The organism is Bifidobacterium sp. JNUCC 75, assembly GCF_054819865.1.
Genome location: NZ_JBTHIF010000001.1, coordinates 1877980 through 1893821 on the forward strand (window position 1 = coordinate 1877980; position 15842 = coordinate 1893821).

General features: G+C 62.2%; 13 protein-coding genes. 9 read left to right on the forward strand and 4 right to left on the reverse strand.

Annotation, left to right across the window (positions count from 1 at the left end; translation table 11 throughout):
• Nucleotides 1-2: 2 nt before the first annotated feature.
• From hisB to glnA, 5 genes are read left to right on the forward strand one after another with little or no spacing between them, the layout of a single operon-like run.
• Complete coding sequence (gene hisB / locus ACVWNW_RS07445; RefSeq protein WP_046322665.1) at nucleotides 3-605, forward strand: imidazoleglycerol-phosphate dehydratase HisB; 603 nt, start codon at nucleotides 3-5, stop codon at nucleotides 603-605.
• Nucleotides 602-1354: a hypothetical protein gene (locus ACVWNW_RS07450; protein WP_313840274.1), complete on the forward strand. Its 753-nt coding sequence runs from the start codon at nucleotides 602-604 to the stop codon at nucleotides 1352-1354. Before hisB ends, ACVWNW_RS07450 begins: the two co-directional genes overlap by 4 nt.
• Nucleotides 1355-1386: 32 nt before the next feature.
• On the forward strand, nucleotides 1387-2160 hold the full coding sequence (hisH, locus tag ACVWNW_RS07455; protein WP_454482015.1) for an imidazole glycerol phosphate synthase subunit HisH: 774 nt from the start codon (nucleotides 1387-1389) through the stop codon (nucleotides 2158-2160).
• 1 nt (nucleotide 2161) lies between these two features.
• Nucleotides 2162-2893 carry a bifunctional 1-(5-phosphoribosyl)-5-((5-phosphoribosylamino)methylideneamino)imidazole-4-carboxamide isomerase/phosphoribosylanthranilate isomerase PriA gene (gene priA, locus ACVWNW_RS07460; protein WP_198207198.1) on the forward strand — a complete coding sequence of 244 codons (732 nt, stop codon included), beginning with the start codon at nucleotides 2162-2164 and terminating at the stop codon, nucleotides 2891-2893.
• A 46-nt stretch (nucleotides 2894-2939) separates the two neighbouring features.
• A complete protein-coding gene (glnA, locus tag ACVWNW_RS07465; protein ID WP_110425037.1) occupies nucleotides 2940-4277 on the forward strand; it encodes a type I glutamate--ammonia ligase in 1338 nt (445 codons plus the stop codon).
• A 9-nt stretch (nucleotides 4278-4286) separates the two neighbouring features.
• On the opposite strand, the gene ACVWNW_RS07470 is transcribed toward glnA, so the two are convergent.
• Genes ACVWNW_RS07470 through ACVWNW_RS07480 form a run of 3 tightly spaced genes read right to left on the reverse strand, consistent with a single transcriptional unit; the run spans nucleotide 4287 to nucleotide 9921 of the window.
• On the reverse strand, nucleotides 4287-5174 hold the full coding sequence (locus ACVWNW_RS07470; RefSeq protein ID WP_198207196.1) for a hemagglutinin: 888 nt from the start codon (nucleotides 5172-5174) through the stop codon (nucleotides 4287-4289).
• Nucleotides 5171-9262, reverse strand: a complete 4092-nt coding sequence (gene hrpA / locus ACVWNW_RS07475) for an ATP-dependent RNA helicase HrpA (protein WP_198207194.1) — start codon at nucleotides 9260-9262, stop codon at nucleotides 5171-5173. Before hrpA ends, ACVWNW_RS07470 begins: the two co-directional genes overlap by 4 nt.
• The gene (locus ACVWNW_RS07480) at nucleotides 9259-9921 is read right to left on the reverse strand and encodes a class I SAM-dependent methyltransferase (protein ID WP_046323699.1); all 663 of its coding nucleotides are present in this window, start codon (nucleotides 9919-9921) and stop codon (nucleotides 9259-9261) included. Before ACVWNW_RS07480 ends, hrpA begins: the two co-directional genes overlap by 4 nt.
• Before the next feature lie 84 nt (nucleotides 9922-10005).
• On the opposite strand from ACVWNW_RS07480, the gene hflX reads away from it, so the two are divergent.
• The 3 genes from hflX to ACVWNW_RS07495 all read left to right on the forward strand — a co-directional run bounded on the left by hflX (nucleotide 10006) and on the right by ACVWNW_RS07495 (nucleotide 13671).
• Complete coding sequence (hflX, locus tag ACVWNW_RS07485; RefSeq protein ID WP_408610680.1) at nucleotides 10006-11610, forward strand: GTPase HflX; 1605 nt, start codon at nucleotides 10006-10008, stop codon at nucleotides 11608-11610.
• Nucleotides 11611-11707: 97 nt separating this feature from the next.
• Nucleotides 11708-12670: an L-lactate dehydrogenase gene (locus tag ACVWNW_RS07490; protein WP_198207190.1), complete on the forward strand. Its 963-nt coding sequence runs from the start codon at nucleotides 11708-11710 to the stop codon at nucleotides 12668-12670.
• Between the two features lie 71 nt (nucleotides 12671-12741).
• Nucleotides 12742-13671: a cation diffusion facilitator family transporter gene (locus tag ACVWNW_RS07495; RefSeq protein ID WP_121913731.1), complete on the forward strand. Its 930-nt coding sequence runs from the start codon at nucleotides 12742-12744 to the stop codon at nucleotides 13669-13671.
• 3 nt (nucleotides 13672-13674) lie between these two features.
• On the opposite strand, the gene lexA is transcribed toward ACVWNW_RS07495, so the two are convergent.
• Nucleotides 13675-14388, reverse strand: a complete 714-nt coding sequence (lexA, locus tag ACVWNW_RS07500; protein WP_232346878.1) for a transcriptional repressor LexA — start codon at nucleotides 14386-14388, stop codon at nucleotides 13675-13677.
• An 839-nt stretch (nucleotides 14389-15227) separates the two neighbouring features.
• On the opposite strand from lexA, the gene nrdR reads away from it, so the two are divergent.
• Nucleotides 15228-15710, forward strand: a complete 483-nt coding sequence (gene nrdR, locus ACVWNW_RS07505; RefSeq protein WP_198190605.1) for a transcriptional regulator NrdR — start codon at nucleotides 15228-15230, stop codon at nucleotides 15708-15710.
• The last annotated feature ends 132 nt before the right edge of the window (nucleotides 15711-15842 follow it).

A 15842-nucleotide genomic window follows, 5' to 3' on the forward strand; every position in this document is an offset into this window, starting at 1 on the left:
CAATGGCAGGCAGAACAGCCACCATCACCCGCCAGACCAGTGAATCCAAGGTGAGCCTGAGTCTGGATTTGGATGGCACCGGGGTGACCGATATCGACACCTCGGTTCCTTTCTATGACCATATGATGACGGCCCTGGGCAGGCATTCCCTGATCGACCTGACCATCAAGGCAAGCGGGGACACCCAGATCGACGTCCATCACACCGTCGAGGACGTTGCCATCGTCTTTGGCGAGGCCCTGGCTCAGGCCCTTGGCGACAAGCGGGGTATCAAGCGCTTTGCCGATGCCACCGTCCCTCTGGACGAGGCCCTGGCACGAGCCGTGGTCGATATTTCCGGCAGGCCCTATGCGGTCTGCACGGGCGAGCCTGAGGGGTTCCAGTACGCCATGATTGGCGGGCACTTCACCGGCTCCTTGGTCAGGCACGTCATGGAGTCCATCGCCCTACATGCCGGCATCTGCCTTCACCTGACCCTCTTGTCGGGCAGAGATCCGCACCACATCGCCGAGGCAGAGTTCAAGGCCGTAGCCAGGGCTCTGCGCTTCGCGGTGGAGCCTGATCCCAGGGTGAAGGGCATCCCCAGCACCAAGGGGTCGCTATGAGCGCGGATGAATATGACAACAATGACAGCAGGGATCAAGACCTGCCGGATTCCGGCCATCATCTGAGTGAGGAAGAGGTTGAGCGGGCTCTGGCCAGCTTTGAGGCTGAGTTCAATGAGGGCCAGAATCAAGCGGATCAGCCCGTTGATCACTCCGGATCAGGCGTGGATGACGAGGCTGGTTTGGATTCCGCGCCCGCTGACGAATCTTCGGTGAAACCGGATGGGGCTGATGGCGTTGCTGCCGATTTCGACCAAGAGCTTGAAGGCCTGATCGGCAACCGGGCCAAGGCCGCCGTAATGGTGACACGCCTGGCATCGGCAGAGCTTCTGGCGGCTTTCTGCCAGATATCCGATATCTCCGCCTATTGCATCCAGGCCCGTGAGGGTGCTGTGGCCGTCCTGAGAAATCTGGACGGGGACGGACCCGAGGCAGCCATCCGCGATTTGACCACGGTCGTATCCGGGCTCAGCGCCATCCTGGCCGTCAACCGGGCGGACAAGCTCGAGGTGACCCTATGGATCAGCGGGCAGTCGGGACAGACGCTCGCGCCGCCCATCCTCTTTGCCGCCACTGCAGACTTCGTAGAAGACCTGATGATCGGGACCACCACAGTGGATAGGCTGCGCCAGGATGGAGCCGCCATCTTCGACTCGGGGGAGTACAACCGCGAGAAGGCCATGGGCATCATCGCCTCGCACACCAGGTTCGGGGCCGGAGGATCGACTCGCAAGGGTCGCGTCGAGTAATCGCGCAAGCAAACGGCTTGGCTAGGAGGAACATGACCAGGATACAGGTGCTTGACTATGGGTTCGGCAATGTCAGATCCATGGTGCATGCCCTCTCCCAGCTGGGGGTTGATGCGCAAATCAGCGCCGACCCGGACCTGGCCATGAAGGCCGACGGCCTGGTCATTCCCGGAGTGGGGGCCTACGGGGCCTGCATGGCGGGGTTACGGGCTGTCGGCGGCGACCGCATCATCCTGGATCGACTGGCCCAGGGGCTGCCGGTTCTTGGGGTCTGCATAGGCCTTCAGGTCATGTTCCAGTTCGGGGACGAGGACGGCCACAGCGAGCCCGGTCTGGGTTTGATACCCGGTCGGGTGACGAAACTGGACGCTGATGTAGTGCCCCATATGGGCTGGGATCATGTCCAGGCGCCCCAGGGAACACGACTCTTGGCAGGGGTCCAGGATCAACGCTTCTACTTCGTCCACTCCTATGCCGCCATGGCGGCGAAGGGGGATGACCGATCCGTTGGGACCCAGCCCGATTTGTCCCTACGAGTGTCAGCATTTACTCGAACGAGTGACAGCCAGCCAAGGTTAGCTCAGTCAGTGTCTGAAAAGATTTCACAGGGTGCTTCTTTCGGTGAACCGCTGGTTACCTGGGCCACCTATGGACGCAGCAGGTTCGTGGCGGCCTACGAATGCGGACCCTTGAGCGCCACTCAGTTCCATCCTGAAAAGTCCGGCCAGGCCGGAGCACGGTTGCTGACCAATTGGGTACGGACCCTTTCTGGGGCTTTCGGACTCTCCTGCGAGAAAGGTGAATGAGATGCTCACGCTTTTACCGGCTGTCGATGTCCGCGACGGAAAGGCGGTTCGCCTAAGGCAAGGGATCTCCGGCTCCGAGAAGGTCTACGGTGAGCCTGCCGATGCAGCCAAGACTTGGGTCGACCAAGGTGCCGAGTGGCTCCACCTGGTCGACTTGGATGCGGCCTTCGGCACCGGAGACAACCGTGACAAGCTGGCTGCCCTGGTCAACGAACTGGGGGATCGTGTCAAGGTGGAGCTCAGCGGCGGCATCCGCGACGATGCAAGCCTGGAGGCTGCCCTGGACGCAGGTGCCACCCGGGTCAACATCGGCACGGCGGCTCTGGAGGATCCAGAGTGGACCAGCCAGGTCCTGGGTCGTTACGGCGAAAGGGTTTGTGTGGGTCTGGACGTACGCGGACACACCCTGGCCGCCCGGGGTTGGACCAGACAGGGTGGGGACCTTTTTGATGCCATGGAGCGACTGGACCGGGACGGGTGCAGCCGATACGTGGTCACCGATGTGACACGCGACGGGATGATGACCGGCCCCAACCTGGATTTGCTGGGTCAAGTGGCTGACCGGACTCCGGCCAAGGTGACCGCCTCTGGGGGCATATCCAGCCTGGATGACCTGAGCAGGATTCTGGACCTGGCCGATCGGGGCGTGGACAGCGCTATCCTGGGCAAGTCCCTTTATGAGGGGGCCTTCACCTTGCAACAGGCGCTGAACCTGGTCTCGGGTCATTGTTAACGCTATAAGCAAGTCTGCGAAATATAGGAATGGGAGCATAAGCTCTATGGATAAGCAAGAGGAGTTCGCGCTGCGCACTGTCGAGGAGCGCGATGTCCGGTTCATTCGTCTCTGGTTCACTGACGTATTGGGCACCCTGAAGTCGGTGGCCATAGCGCCCACCGAGCTGGAGGTGGCCTTCGAGGAGGGGCTGGGTTTCGACGGCTCGGCCATCGAGGGCATGACCAGGGTCTCCGAGGACGACATGATCGTCAAGCCAGATCCGTCCACCTTCCAGATACTTCCCTGGAGGGGCGGGCCACAGGGCACAGCGCGGATCTTCTGCGACGTGCTCACCCCGGACGGCGAGCCCAGCAGCGGGGATCCCCGACACGTGCTCAAGCGGGCCCTGGCCAAGGCCAAGGAGAAGGGCTTCATCTTCTATACCCATCCGGAGATCGAGTTCTACCTGTTTGAGAACCAGGATGATTGGTCCCAGGTCCCGACCCCTATCGACGAAGGCGGCTACTTCGACCACGTGCCCCGTAGCCCGGGGATGGACTTCCGTCGGGCCTGCGTCAATATGCTGGAGCAGATGGGCATCTCGGTGGAATACTCCCATCACGAGGCCGGTCCGGGGCAGAATGAGATCGACCTGCGCTATGCCGACGCCCTGACCACCTCTGACAACATCATGACCTTCCGGACCGTGGTCAAGGAGATCTCCCTGGAGCGGGGAATCTACGCCAGCTTCATGCCCAAGCCCTTCACCGATAAGCCAGGATCGGGCATGCACACCCATCTGAGCCTGTTCGAGGGGGACACCAACGCCTTCTACGAGGTGGGCCAGGAGTTCAACATGTCCCAGACGGCCCGGCAGTTCGCCGCCGGCATTCTGGCCCATGCGGCCGAGATCTGCGCGGTGACCGACCAGTATGTCAACTCCTACAAGCGTCTCTGGGGCGGGGCTGAGGCACCCAGCTACGTCTGCTGGGGTCACAACAACCGGTCTGCCCTCTTACGCATCCCGCAGTACAAGCCCGGCAAGGGAAACTCGGCCAGAATGGAGTTCCGCGGGCTGGATCCGGGGGCCAACCCCTATCTGGCCTACTCGGTGCTGCTGGCTGCCGGACTGGACGGGATCGAGCAGAAGATGACCCTGGGCGAGCCTACCAGCGACGACGTCTGGGAGCTGACCGACGCCGAGCGGCAGGCCATGGGCATCGAGCCCCTGCCTGACAGCCTGGACGCGGCGCTCAAGGTCATGGAGAAGTCGGATTTCGTGGCCCAGGTGCTGGGCGAGCAGACCTTCGAGTACTTCCTGCGCAACAAGCACCGGGAGTGGGCCGGATACAGCCGGCAGGTCACCCCCTATGAGCTGGCCTACTACCTGCCCAAGCTTTGAACCCGGGGCCTACTGGTCTGATCGGCCGAACCAGCTGTTGTAGATGATGACGAAGTTGCGGTTGCCATAGCTCGAGCAGCTGTCGCCCTCGCCGTCGCCTGCCCGTAGCGCTGCCTCGTTGGGCTGGTAGGGCGTGTAGATGTAGAGCAGGGCAGTGGCATCGTTCTCGATGTAGACCTTGCCGCTGCCACAGGAGGTATCGGGGCTGAAGCGCACATCGTTCAGGGCCTTGGTCTGGTAGGCGTAATGGTCCCGATGGGCTTGGTAGTAGCGGAATCGATGGGCGGCTCCGTAGACCTGGTTGAAGAATCCGGCATAGCTGGCGTCACAGTGTGAATCATCAGGGCAGGAAAGGCCCATGGCCGACTTGAGCTGGACCTGGGTGGCGGGCTGGTCTGTGGCCACCAGGTGCTGCTCTTTTTGCAACATGGTCAGAAGGACCTTCTGACTGATTCCACAGGAGCGGGCGGACCCGTCGATGATCTGAGCCGCGCTCTGCCCCTTGCCGCCCTTGTAGGCATCACATAGACCGTCGCTGGGGCGGTCAGGGACATCCATATGCAGGCTGCGCAGGCAGGTGGATCCGTTGCAGGATGCCCCCTTCTGGTCCAAGAAAGCCTGGACGTCGTCGGCATTCATGTCCAATGTGTCATGGAAGCGGTGATCGGTGATGATTCTGCCCGGATTGAAGACGTACTCCTGGGAGAGCTGCTCCTGGTGGCGGATGGCGCGGCCGACCATCAGCCGGTAGGAGACGAAGCGGACGGCCAGGATGCATAGGGCGACCACCAGGACTATCGCCATCAGGGTGGCCCCCAGGGTCTGCGCGCGGCGGAGGGTCATTCGTCCGCGTTTGGTGCCGCCCCTTTGTCTTCGTCCCGATGGCCTTGTGCTCATGGTTTTTCTTCCAGCGCCTTCCTGATTCGTTGCAGGCTGACAGGAATGGCCGTCCCCAACTCCTGGGCCCAGATGGAGACAAAGTACTCCTCCATCATCCAACGTCCCCTTCGCGCACGGTCCATGGCCTGGTCTCGTCCGGGACCGGCGGGTAGAGCCTGGGCCGCCTGGGCCGCCTGGTCTACCAAATCCTGGGCGGTCTGCGCCTGCCACGCCCATCGTACGTCACGGTCCTTATCCCTGCGGGCCTTGTCCAAGCGCATCAGATCCGCCTTCAGATACGTGCGCAGGCGGGGGATGGCATAGGGCGGGTCGGCACCGATGAAGCCCTTGGCTACCAGATCCGCCGAATGCTGGCGTATCCACTGCAGGACAGAGAGTAGGGGAAGATCGGCCGGGCCAGACACGGCCTTGTCCACCTGGGCCGAGGTCTCCAAAATGGCGACCACATCCTTGGCCACCTGGTAGACAGTGTCCTCGTAGACCTGGCTGACGCCGGTCACAGCCTCCTGCAGGGTCTGGTCGTTGGTGATGGCCTCGGTGTGGGGGATCAGGCGCTTGACGGCGGCCATCTGCAAGTCCTCGGCCAGGGCGGAGGTATCGGGATAGGGGGCCGATGCCAGCATCAGGGCCTCCCGGCTCAGCCAGCGCGAGGAGATCCGCTGTGCAGGCAGGTGGAGCTTGTCAAGGGCGGCCTGCCAGATCAGTTCCTCGCGCGGTTTGGTCGTGGCGCCGGACTTGTGGAGCAGATCGGCGCTTTTGACCACCTGACCCTGACGGGCGGCCTTGCTGGCCTGGGAGTCCACCCGGGACCGGGCCGACTGCCGGGCCTGTCCGGCCAGGTCACGCTGCAGATCGGTCAAGGACTTGGACCGGCCCAGGACCTTGGGGCGGCCTTGGCTCTTGCGGCCGGGGCTGTGGCCCTGGCGCCGATCATCCTCCACCTGGAAGGTGGGCCGCAGGTAGTCGGGCAGTCGTTCCAGCCTGGCTTGAGTGAAGACCTCCGGATGCAGCTGGGCTCCGATCGTGTCTATGGCAGCGGCGGTGAAGGCCTGCTCGAAGTCCGGCCAGCCCCCGGCGGGGATGGCTCCGGCACCGTTTTCATCCCTGGGTACAGAGTGCTCTGCCGACCCGTAGGTGGCCTGTTCTGCCGACGCAGGGTCGGTGCCGGGCAGCAGGGGATAGTGACCGTCTATCCAGGCGCGGATGGTCCGGGCGGCGTCTGGTGCGGGAACGAACTGGACTCGCAGGGCCTTGGGCAGGGACTTGATGGTGGCTGTGATCAGATCGTCCAGAAGGCCTGGCACTGTCCAGGTGAATTGTCCGGGTGTCAGCTGGTTCAGGCAGTGCAAGGGGATGTGAACTGTGATGCCGTCATCCGGTTCTCCCGGCTGATAGCGATAGGTCAGGGGCAGATCCATGGGCCGACCGTCGATGCCCAAGGTGTGCCAATGGTCGGGGTAGTCCCCGGGTCGGTAGGAGGCGGACTGGTCGTTCAGACGCTCCACTTTGTCAGGATCGAAGTCCAACAGGTGCGGGTCCGCATCGTGATGCTTCCGCCACCAAGAGCCCAGTGCGGCCAGTGATGTGGCCTCCTGGGGAATGCGCTCCTGGTAGAAATCGTAAAGGTCCTCCTCGGTGACGGTGCTGGTTACCTGGCGAGTCCGGCTGGTCTGCTCGCCGGCCTCGCTGAGCACCTGCCGGTTGGCCTTGATGAAGCCGTCATGCGGGAAGCGCTCGCGCACTTCGCCCTGGACCAAGCCCTGGCGTATCAACATGTCCCGGGCTTGGCCGGGGTTGATCCGGGCCCATTGGACCGTCCTGTCGCGCACGATGGGCAGGCCGTAGAGCAGGACCTTGGAAGTGGCCACTGCGGCGCCACGGGAGGCCGACCAGTGGGGTTCGGCGTAGGTGGTCCTGGTCAGGGACTTGGCCAGCGGTTCGGCCCAGGCCGGATCGATGGCCGCACAGCAACGTGCCCAGAGCCGTGATGTCTCCACCAACTCGGCAGCCATGATCCAAGGCGGATTGGCCTTGGCCAGGGCAGAACCGGGGAAGATGGCAAAATGCGTGCCGCGCGCCCCTTGATAGTCGTTCTTGGCTTGCCGGCGCGCCCGTTTCATGGCCTTGGTCCGTGCTGCGCCATGCAGGCCAGCGAAATCGGAAGCCTTGGGCTCGTGGACCACCTGCATGCCCATGCTGGAGAGTAGACCGGCCAGCATGGACCGGTGGATGCCCTGGTCGTCCCAGGAGCAGACCAGGGCATGGGCTGCCTGCTGCCCAATAGGCAGGGCCAGCAGGGCCTGATCCGGTGCTTTGACGGGGACGGGGGAGCCTACCTTCATATGCAGACCCCGGCACATCTGGGTCAGCTGCTGGTAAAGGTCATGCCACTGCCGCATGCGCAGGAAGGCCATATACTCCTGCTTGCAGGCCTTGCGCAGAGCTCCGTTGGAGGGCTCTTTGTCCTGCGGGAAGAAGCGGTTCCAGATGTTCAGTGCCGTCAGGAAATCGCTGGAGGGGTCCTCGTAGCGGGCATGAATCCGGTCGGCCTCCTCGCGCTTCTCTTCCGGGCGTTCACGAGGGTCCTGCAGGGAGAGGAAGGCTACGACCACCAGAACGGCGGCCAGGGTGTCCGGGGTGGCATCCTGGCCGGCCTGCAGGATCATTCTGCCTAGACGGATGTCGATGGGGATCCTGGCCAGCTGTCGTCCCAGCTTGGTCAGCCGGATAAGGCCTTGCTGGCGGGAGATGGCCTGCAGCTCGGTCAGTTCACGCAGACCATCACTGACTGCCCGCGTGTCGGGTGGATCGATGAAGCCGAAGTCGGTGACATCCTCGGCCGTATGGGCCACGCCTACCGAGAGCATGTGCAGGATGACCGAACCCAGGGAGGTTCGCAGGATCTCCGGGTCGGTGAACTTGGGGCGGGTGTCATAGTCGTCCTTGGCATAGAGGCGGATGGCAATGCCGTCGGCCACACGTCCGCAACGGCCCGCACGCTGATCAGCCGAAGCCTGGGAGATGGGCTCTATGGGCAGCCGCTGGACCTTGGCCGACTTGGAGTATCGGCTGATCCTGGCCAGTCCAGGGTCCACCACGTATCGGATGCCCGGCACCGTCAGGGAGGTTTCGGCCACGTTGGTGGCAATGACGATGCGCTGATGGCCGTGGCGTTCGAAGACCCGGTGCTGCTCTTTGGCCGACAGGCGGGCGAAGAGCGGGATGATCTCCAAAGCGTCCGGGCGGCGCATGTCGGAGGTCCGCGGGCCGAAATGGCGCCGCAGTGCGGTTTCGTACTCGCGGATGTCGCGCTCGCCGGCGGCGAACACCAGGATGTCCCTGGGGCCGTCCGTGTGGGTGGAGTGAATGACCAGCTCGGCGCAGGCCCGGGCCACCGCCTTGGGAATGTCCGGATCCTCCCTGTCCTGGCCATCCTCGGAGTCGAATCCGGGGACGTGTCGCATCAGGGCCGGAGCCGATCCGGCGGGCTCATAGAGGGTCTGGACCGGATAGGTGCGGCCCGAGACCTCGAGTACGGGCACCTTAGCGTGCAAGGCCTTGGCGAAGTGATCGCGGAACTTGACCGAATCGATGGTGGCCGAGGTGATGATCAGTTTCAGGTCGGGCCGTTTGGGCAGCAGGGCGGTCAGATACCCCAGCAGAAAGTCGATGTTCAGGCTGCGCTCGTGGGCCTCGTCGATGATGATGGTGTCGTAGGCCCGCAGCTGGGGATCGCCCTGGATCTGCGCAAGCAGGATGCCGTCGGTGACCACTCGCAGGCGGGTGCTGCGGCTGGACTTGTCGGTGAAACGCACCTGGTAGCCGATCTGGTCGCCCAGCCTGGTGCCCGTCTCCGAGGCAATGCGCTCAGCTACGGTTCTGGCGGCGATCCTTCTGGGCTGGGTGTGCACGATTTGGCGGCCGTGGTCGCCGCGACCCATTTCCAGGAGGATCTTGGGGATCTGAGTGGTCTTGCCCGAGCCGGTCTGACCCGAGACGATGACCACCTGGGAGGACTGCACGGCATGGACGATGTCCTCCTTGGCCGCGCTGATGGGTAGCTCGGCAGGATACTCGAACCTCATGCCCGGCCCACCTCGATGATCCTGTAGCCCTTGGCTGAGGCATACTTCTCGGCCGTCCAACCGGGGCCCAGGGCGTCAGCCAGCCAGGGGATCAGGGAGTCGGCACCAAGATTGCGTTGGACCACCAGATAGGCCCGGCCCTGGGGCTTCAGTCTGGGCAGGTAGGTCATCAGCAGGTCGTGCAGGACCGTCTTGCCCACTCGGATGGGCGGGTTGGACCAGATCAGATCGAAGCGCAAATCGTCCGGCACCTGCTCCGGGGTCAGGGTGCGCACCTTGTCAAGGTCCTGGGATCGGGCGTTGCGGGCAGTCAGATCCAGGGCCCGCAGGTTGGTGTCCACAGCGTAGACGTTGGCCTTGGGCGACTGCATGGCCATGCTCAGGGCGATGGGCCCCCATCCGCAGCCCAGGTCCAGAAAGTCGCCCTCTGTCGGTGGCTGAGGGACGCGTTTGAGCAAGACCGAAGTGCCCAGATCGAGCCTGCCCGACGAGAAGACCCCGTGAGAGACCTCCACCTGGCAGGTGCGGTCGGCCAAGTCCACCTTGATGGTCCGCCGTTGGTCGGGGGAGGCCGGACGGGCCACGAAGTACTGTTCGCCTCCGTCCGTCTCGGTCCTGGAGGATTGCCCCCGGCTGCTGCCATGGTCCCTGTGCGTCATGTCCATCCCATCCGTCTTTGAAGTCTGCCCGTCCCTCGGGCACCCGCTGATGTCTGCTAAGAAGATGATAATAAAGACTGTGTCATGATTCCGCCTATACCGGATTCGTTCCCTAGTCCACAGATCAACGCAGAGGTGCCTTTGACCCAAGAAAAACCGACCCAAGAGCATGGTTCAGCAGTTGACGATGCCCATCAGGACCCGCTCTCTCACAAATCCGAGGTACTGACCGGCAGTGAAGGGCAGGCCGGGCAGGACCAGGATCAGGAGTGGGAGGAGCGCAGTCGGCGCAATGCCTTCCGCCATGTCGAGGGGCTGGGTGAGCTCCAGGACGTGACCGAGGTGGAATACCGCAAGGTCCGTCTGGAGCGGGTGGTCCTGGTCGGCGTCTGGTCGGGTTCGCGGACCACGGTCGGTCAGGCCGAGGAGTCCCTGCGCGAGCTGGCTGCCCTGGCGAGGACTGCCGGGGCCGAGGTGCTTGACGGACTGCTTCAGCAGCGGGTCAAGCCGGATCCGGCCACCTACCTGGGTTCGGGCAAGGCGCGGGAGCTGGCAGATATTGTGGCCCGGCTGAGCGCCGACACCATCATTACCGATGACGACCTTCATCCCTCCCAGCGACGTGCCCTTGAGGATGTCACCAAGGTCAAGGTGGTCGACAGGACGGCCCTGATTCTGGACATCTTCGCCCAGCATGCAACAAGCCGCGAGGGCAAGGCCCAGGTGGAGCTGGCTCAATTGGAGTATATGTTGCCCAGGCTGCGTGGCTGGGGTGGATCCCTCTCCCGCCAGGCTGGTGGCCAGGCTGCCGGGCAGGCCGGCGGCATAGGCTCGCGCGGCCCAGGCGAGACGAAGATCGAAACAGACCGGCGTGTCATCAGACGGCGGATTTCCCGGCTGAAGCGCCAGATCGCCCAGATGGCCCCCTCTCGTCAGGTCAAGCGCGGATCCCGGCGGCGCTACCAGCTGCCGGCTGTGGCTGTGGTGGGGTACACCAATGCCGGCAAATCCTCGCTGACCAACCGGCTGACCGGTTCCGAGGAACTGGTGGAGAACGCCCTCTTCGCCACTCTGGATACGGCCGTCAGGCGCACCAAGGCGGCAGACGGCCGGATCTACGTCTATGTGGACACCGTTGGGTTCGTCCGCCGCCTGCCCACCCAGCTGGTCGAGGCCTTCAAATCCACGCTGGAGGAGGTGGGGCAGTCCGATTTGATTCTGCACGTCGTGGACGGCTCCCACCCCGATCCTTTTGGCCAAATCAGAGCTGTGGACGCCGTACTGGCAGACATCCCCGGCGCCGAGTCCATTCCCCGCCTGCTGGTCTTCAACAAGGTGGATCTGATCGACCAGGATGCCCGACAGCGGCTTGCCAATCTTGAGCCGGAGGCCTTCCTGGTCTCGGCCAGGCAGGGTCAGGGTCTGGAAGCTCTGCGCAGGCGGGTGGAGGAGTTGTTGCCCGCCCCTGCTGTGCATGTCCAGGCCATCCTGCCCTATACCAGCGGCTCCCTGCTGGAGCAGGTACGGCAGTTGGGACGGGTGGATTCATTGGAATACCGGGCCGATGGGGTTGCGCTGAGCGCTGACGTGGATGACCGGCTGGCGGCTGCCGTGCTTGACCAGGCCATTGATCAGAAGCCCTTGCAGGCTCCAGCGGGTGACACGCCATCGTCCGGACTGAACTCGTAAGGGCAGAAGCGAACCAGGTCACCTATGCTGGGTAGACTACGTATGTTGTCAGCGGCAAACCCGTTTATCGGGTTCCGATAAGAGAGGTCCATAAAATATGGCGGAATCATCAATCAAGCCAACCAAGCTAGCGATCGTGGGAGCTGGAGCCGTAGGGTCGACTCTGGCCTTTTCAGCGGCCCAGCGCGGCGTGGCTCGAGAGATCGTTCTTGAGGATATCAACGCCCAGCGTGTTGAGGCCGAGGTCCGCGACATGCAGCACGGATCCAGCTTCTACCCCACGGTCACCATCGACGGCTCGGATGATCCGCAGATCTGCGCCGATGCCGACATGGTGGTCATCACGGCCGGAGCCAGGCAGAAGCCGGGGCAGACGCGGCTGGATCTGGCAGGCGCCACCATCAATATGATGAAGTCCATCATCCCTCAGATGGTCGAGGTGGCCCCCAATGCCATCTTCCTGCTGATCACCAACCCCGTCGACATTGTCACCAGGGTTTCGCTGGAGCTGTCCGGACTGCCTGTCAACCAGATGTTCGGTTCGGGCACCAACCTGGACTCCGCCCGCCTGCGCTACCTGATCGGTCAGCAGACCGGGGTCAATGTCAAGAACGTCCATGCCTACATCGCTGGCGAGCACGGCGACTCCGAGGTCCCGCTCTGGAGCTCGGCAACCATCGGCGGCGTGCCCATGTGCGACTGGATGGAGCTGCCCGGCCATGAGCCTTTGGATGCGGCCAAGCGCGAGAAGATCCACCAGGAGGTGAAGAACGCCGCCTACCAGATCATCGAGGGCAAGGGGGCGACCAACTTCGCCATCGCCATGTCCGGCGTGGACATCATCGAGTCCATCCTGAACGGCACCGACCGGATCCTGCCGGTCAGCTCCCTGCTGGAAGACTTCCACGGCATATCGGACGTGTGCATGTCGGTGCCCAGCGTGCTCAACCGCGAAGGGGTCAACACCCACATCAACACCCCGCTGAGCGACGGCGAGCTGGCCGCTCTGAAGCGTTCCGCCGAGACCCTCAAGGAGACGGCAAGCAAGTTCGGCTTCTGAGTATTTCACAGAAAACTCTTGCCTCGCAGTCCCTGGTGGCATACCTTGGTGATTGATGAAACGGGGTATGCATGAGCGCTCATGAAGGTGTTGTTCAGGGTGGCGGATCCGCCCATCGTCGACAGTTGCTGACGACCTTGGCTCTAACTGGGTCGGTCTTCGTAGCTGAAGTCGTCGGCGCCTTGGTCACCCGCAGCCTGGCCTTGCTGGTCGACGCTGGGCACATGATGACCGACATGGCCGTGCTGATCGCATCCACTGTCACCGCTGTGTTGATGGAACGCCGCCCCACAAATCGGCGGACCTGGGGCTGGTCCCGTCTGGAGGTCATCACGGCGGCTGGCGGGGCTTTGGTTCTGTTGGCTGTGGGAATTTACGCCATTGTAGAGGCCGTCTTGCGGCTCTTGTCACCCGGGCGGGACCAGGTCCAGCAACGGGGGCTCCTGCTCTTCTTCGGCATCTTGGGTCTGGCTGCCAATGTGGGGTCCATCCTGGTCCTGGCCTCCGGCCATAAGGACAACCTGAACATGCGTGCCGCTTTTCTCGAAGTGGTCAACGACGCATTGGGCTCTGTGGCGGTCCTGGTATCAGCCGTGGTCATGATGGTCACCGGCTGGGCTGGATTCGATGCTGTAGCGGGAGGCGTAATTGCTCTGCTGATGATTCCCCGCGCAATCAAATTGCTGGCCAGCAGCGTCTCTGTACTTCTTGAGGAGACCCCAGCGGATCTTGATATGGCCAAGGTCAGGAAGCACCTAGAGGGCGTACCCGGCGTACTTGAGGTTCATGACCTGCATGCCAACAGTGTCTCCACCGGCCTGCCGCAGCTGACAGCACACGTGATTGTGCGTCAGGGCACCTCGCCTGTCGAAAACGAACGTATTCTGACCAGCATGCAACGCTGCCTGCGTGATCATTTCCCAGTCTCGGTCGAGCACACTACCTTTCAGATAGAACAGCAGGGGCACCGGGACAGTAGCGGCGAGCATTTGGACATGTAGCCTTCAGACTTTGCGCAGGACGGTGACCACCTTGCCCATGATGACGGCGTGGGTGCCGTCAATGGGGGAGTAGGCAGGGTTGTGGGGAATCAGCCAAACGTGACCGTCCTCGCGGCGGAAGGTCTTTACCGTGGCCCCATCGTCCAGCAGGGCTGCGACGATGTCTCCGTTTTCAGCCTCCTGCTGGCGGCGGACGACCACAAAATCTCCGTCGCAGATGGCGGCATCGACCATGGAATCCCCGTGGACCTCAAGCATGAAGAGCTCGCCGGATCCAGTCAGACGTTCGGGCAGACGCATGACATCATCCACATGCTGCTCGGCCAGAATGGGCTGACCGGCGGCGATTCTGCCGACCAGGGGCACGTCGCGCGATTGCATGATGGCCTCGTCGGTCTGCGTGTCAGGGAAGGGCACGATCCTGGCGGTTCCTGCAGTCGGCTCAGGCTGGTCCTGGACCAGCTCTATGGCACGGCCCTTGTTGGCAGTCAGGCGAATGTATCCCAGATCCTGCAAGACCTGAAGCTGATGCTTGACGGAAGAAGTGCTGCGTAGTCCTGCGTCTTTGCCGATTTCCCTATAGGAGGGCAGGAATCCACGCTCTGACAGGTGCCGCTTGATAGCTTCCAACACCCTGGCCTGGCGATCAGTCAGCTTGGGCCTGGACCCATGCTTCAGGCTCTCGGCGCCGGCTGCTTTTTCTTTCGTTGTGTTCATGGCTGAAGTTTCGGCTGTTTTCTGAGAGTCGGTGCTCTTAGACGCAGTGGATTGGTTGAGAGAGCCCATGGGCGTGGATCCGACAAAAGGGATGGTACTCACGATGGGCTCCTTTCCTAGGAAACTGAACTCAGTCTAACCCGCTTGAAGTGAAAAATCAAACAAATGTTCGAATCGGCCTTGCCAAATGACTATCGCGGTGCCAGAATGAGAACATCTGTTCGATAGAACAAATGTTCGAAAGAGGTGTGCCATGGTTGTTCGTACCTGTGCCAGTTCCAGCATGTCTGCGCCGTCGAACCTGTTTTCGGCCTGCCGGGCGTATGTAAGATCTGTGTTCTCGTCCGTCATGGCTCGTCTTCTTGGAGCTGCAAAAGTATGTGTGTCCGGGCAAGGTTTTGTAGGCGTCATTGTGCGTAGATTCGCGGTTTCTTTGGCTGTCGGCGCTCTGACCCTTGCTGGGGTCGGATGGATGGCTCGACCGGCCAGCTCCGCTCCAGGACCGCAGGAGGTTGTCACCAGAACGGTTCGACCGGGTGATAATGTCTGGTCCTTTGCGACTTCGATCACTCCGCAAGGCGAGGATGTCACAAAAAACGTAGACCGTATCATGCAGATCAACAATATGTCCTCGCCCAATCTGCGCGTTGGTGACCGAATTCTGATTCCCAGTGACGATTGAGGCAGTGTTTTTCGATCCAGGAAATAAATGACGGGACTTCAATGATTTTTCGCATGGATGAATGCACTAGCTGAATTCGAGGAGTATGTCCAGGGTTGTATGCTGATAGGCCCGGTATACGTGGGTCTTGCGGTCCTTAGGCGCTATGATATTGCATATGCACTGTCCTTTCTGCCAGAATCCCGATACCAAGGTTGTAGATACGCGAATCAGTGACGACGGCCATGCCATCAGGCGTCGTCGTGAGTGTCCGCAATGCTCGCGTCGGTTCACCACGGTGGAGACTTCAATCCTCCTGGTCATGAAACGCTCAGGCAATGCTGAGCCCTTCAACCGCGACAAGGTCATCTCTGGCGTGAGGAAGGCCTGTCAGGGCAGGCCCATCGATGAGAATGACCTGAAGCTCCTAGGCCAGCAGGTTGAAGAGGATCTGCGTTCACGCGGCCTGGCTCAGGTCGATTCGGAAGAGGTTGGCAGGGCCATCCTCAAGCCCCTCAGGGAGCTGGACGAGGTGGCTTACCTGCGCTTTGCTTCGGTTTACCGCAACTTCAGCAACCTGGAGGACTTCCAGCAGGCCATTGACACCCTGCGCGCTGAAGATCAGTCTGCTGAAAGCCAATCTCCTACTGTGCGGTCCTGAAATTAGCAATTTTGCCACCGGCCATTGTGACCGGAACAGGTCCACATTGCAGCAGGCTAGTTGCCTCTGTGGGCGTGCGATGGGATTGGCCTATGGCGGGATTGAACTGTGACGGGGAATAAACAGAGGAGC

Bases quoted from the DNA above. Each gene is read 5' to 3' on its own strand.
- hisH (WP_454482015.1), top strand. From the start codon at position 1,387: ATGACCAGGATACAGGTGCTTGACTATGGGTTCGGCAATGTCAGATCC.
- hisB (WP_046322665.1), top strand. From the start codon at position 3: ATGGCAGGCAGAACAGCCACCATCACCCGCCAGACCAGTGAATCCAAG.
- ACVWNW_RS07450 (WP_313840274.1), top strand. From the start codon at position 602: ATGAGCGCGGATGAATATGACAACAATGACAGCAGGGATCAAGACCTG.
- ACVWNW_RS07490 (WP_198207190.1), top strand. From the start codon at position 11,708: ATGGCGGAATCATCAATCAAGCCAACCAAGCTAGCGATCGTGGGAGCT.
- ACVWNW_RS07470 (WP_198207196.1), bottom strand. From the start codon at position 5,174: ATGAGCACAAGGCCATCGGGACGAAGACAAAGGGGCGGCACCAAACGC.
- ACVWNW_RS07480 (WP_046323699.1), bottom strand. From the start codon at position 9,921: ATGACGCACAGGGACCATGGCAGCAGCCGGGGGCAATCCTCCAGGACC.
- ACVWNW_RS07495 (WP_121913731.1), top strand. From the start codon at position 12,742: ATGAGCGCTCATGAAGGTGTTGTTCAGGGTGGCGGATCCGCCCATCGT.
- hflX (WP_408610680.1), top strand. From the start codon at position 10,006: ATGATTCCGCCTATACCGGATTCGTTCCCTAGTCCACAGATCAACGCA.
- glnA (WP_110425037.1), top strand. From the start codon at position 2,940: ATGGATAAGCAAGAGGAGTTCGCGCTGCGCACTGTCGAGGAGCGCGAT.
- nrdR (WP_198190605.1), top strand. From the start codon at position 15,228: ATGCACTGTCCTTTCTGCCAGAATCCCGATACCAAGGTTGTAGATACG.
- lexA (WP_232346878.1), bottom strand. From the start codon at position 14,388: ATGAACACAACGAAAGAAAAAGCAGCCGGCGCCGAGAGCCTGAAGCAT.
- hrpA (WP_198207194.1), bottom strand. From the start codon at position 9,262: ATGAGGTTCGAGTATCCTGCCGAGCTACCCATCAGCGCGGCCAAGGAG.
- priA (WP_198207198.1), top strand. From the start codon at position 2,162: ATGCTCACGCTTTTACCGGCTGTCGATGTCCGCGACGGAAAGGCGGTT.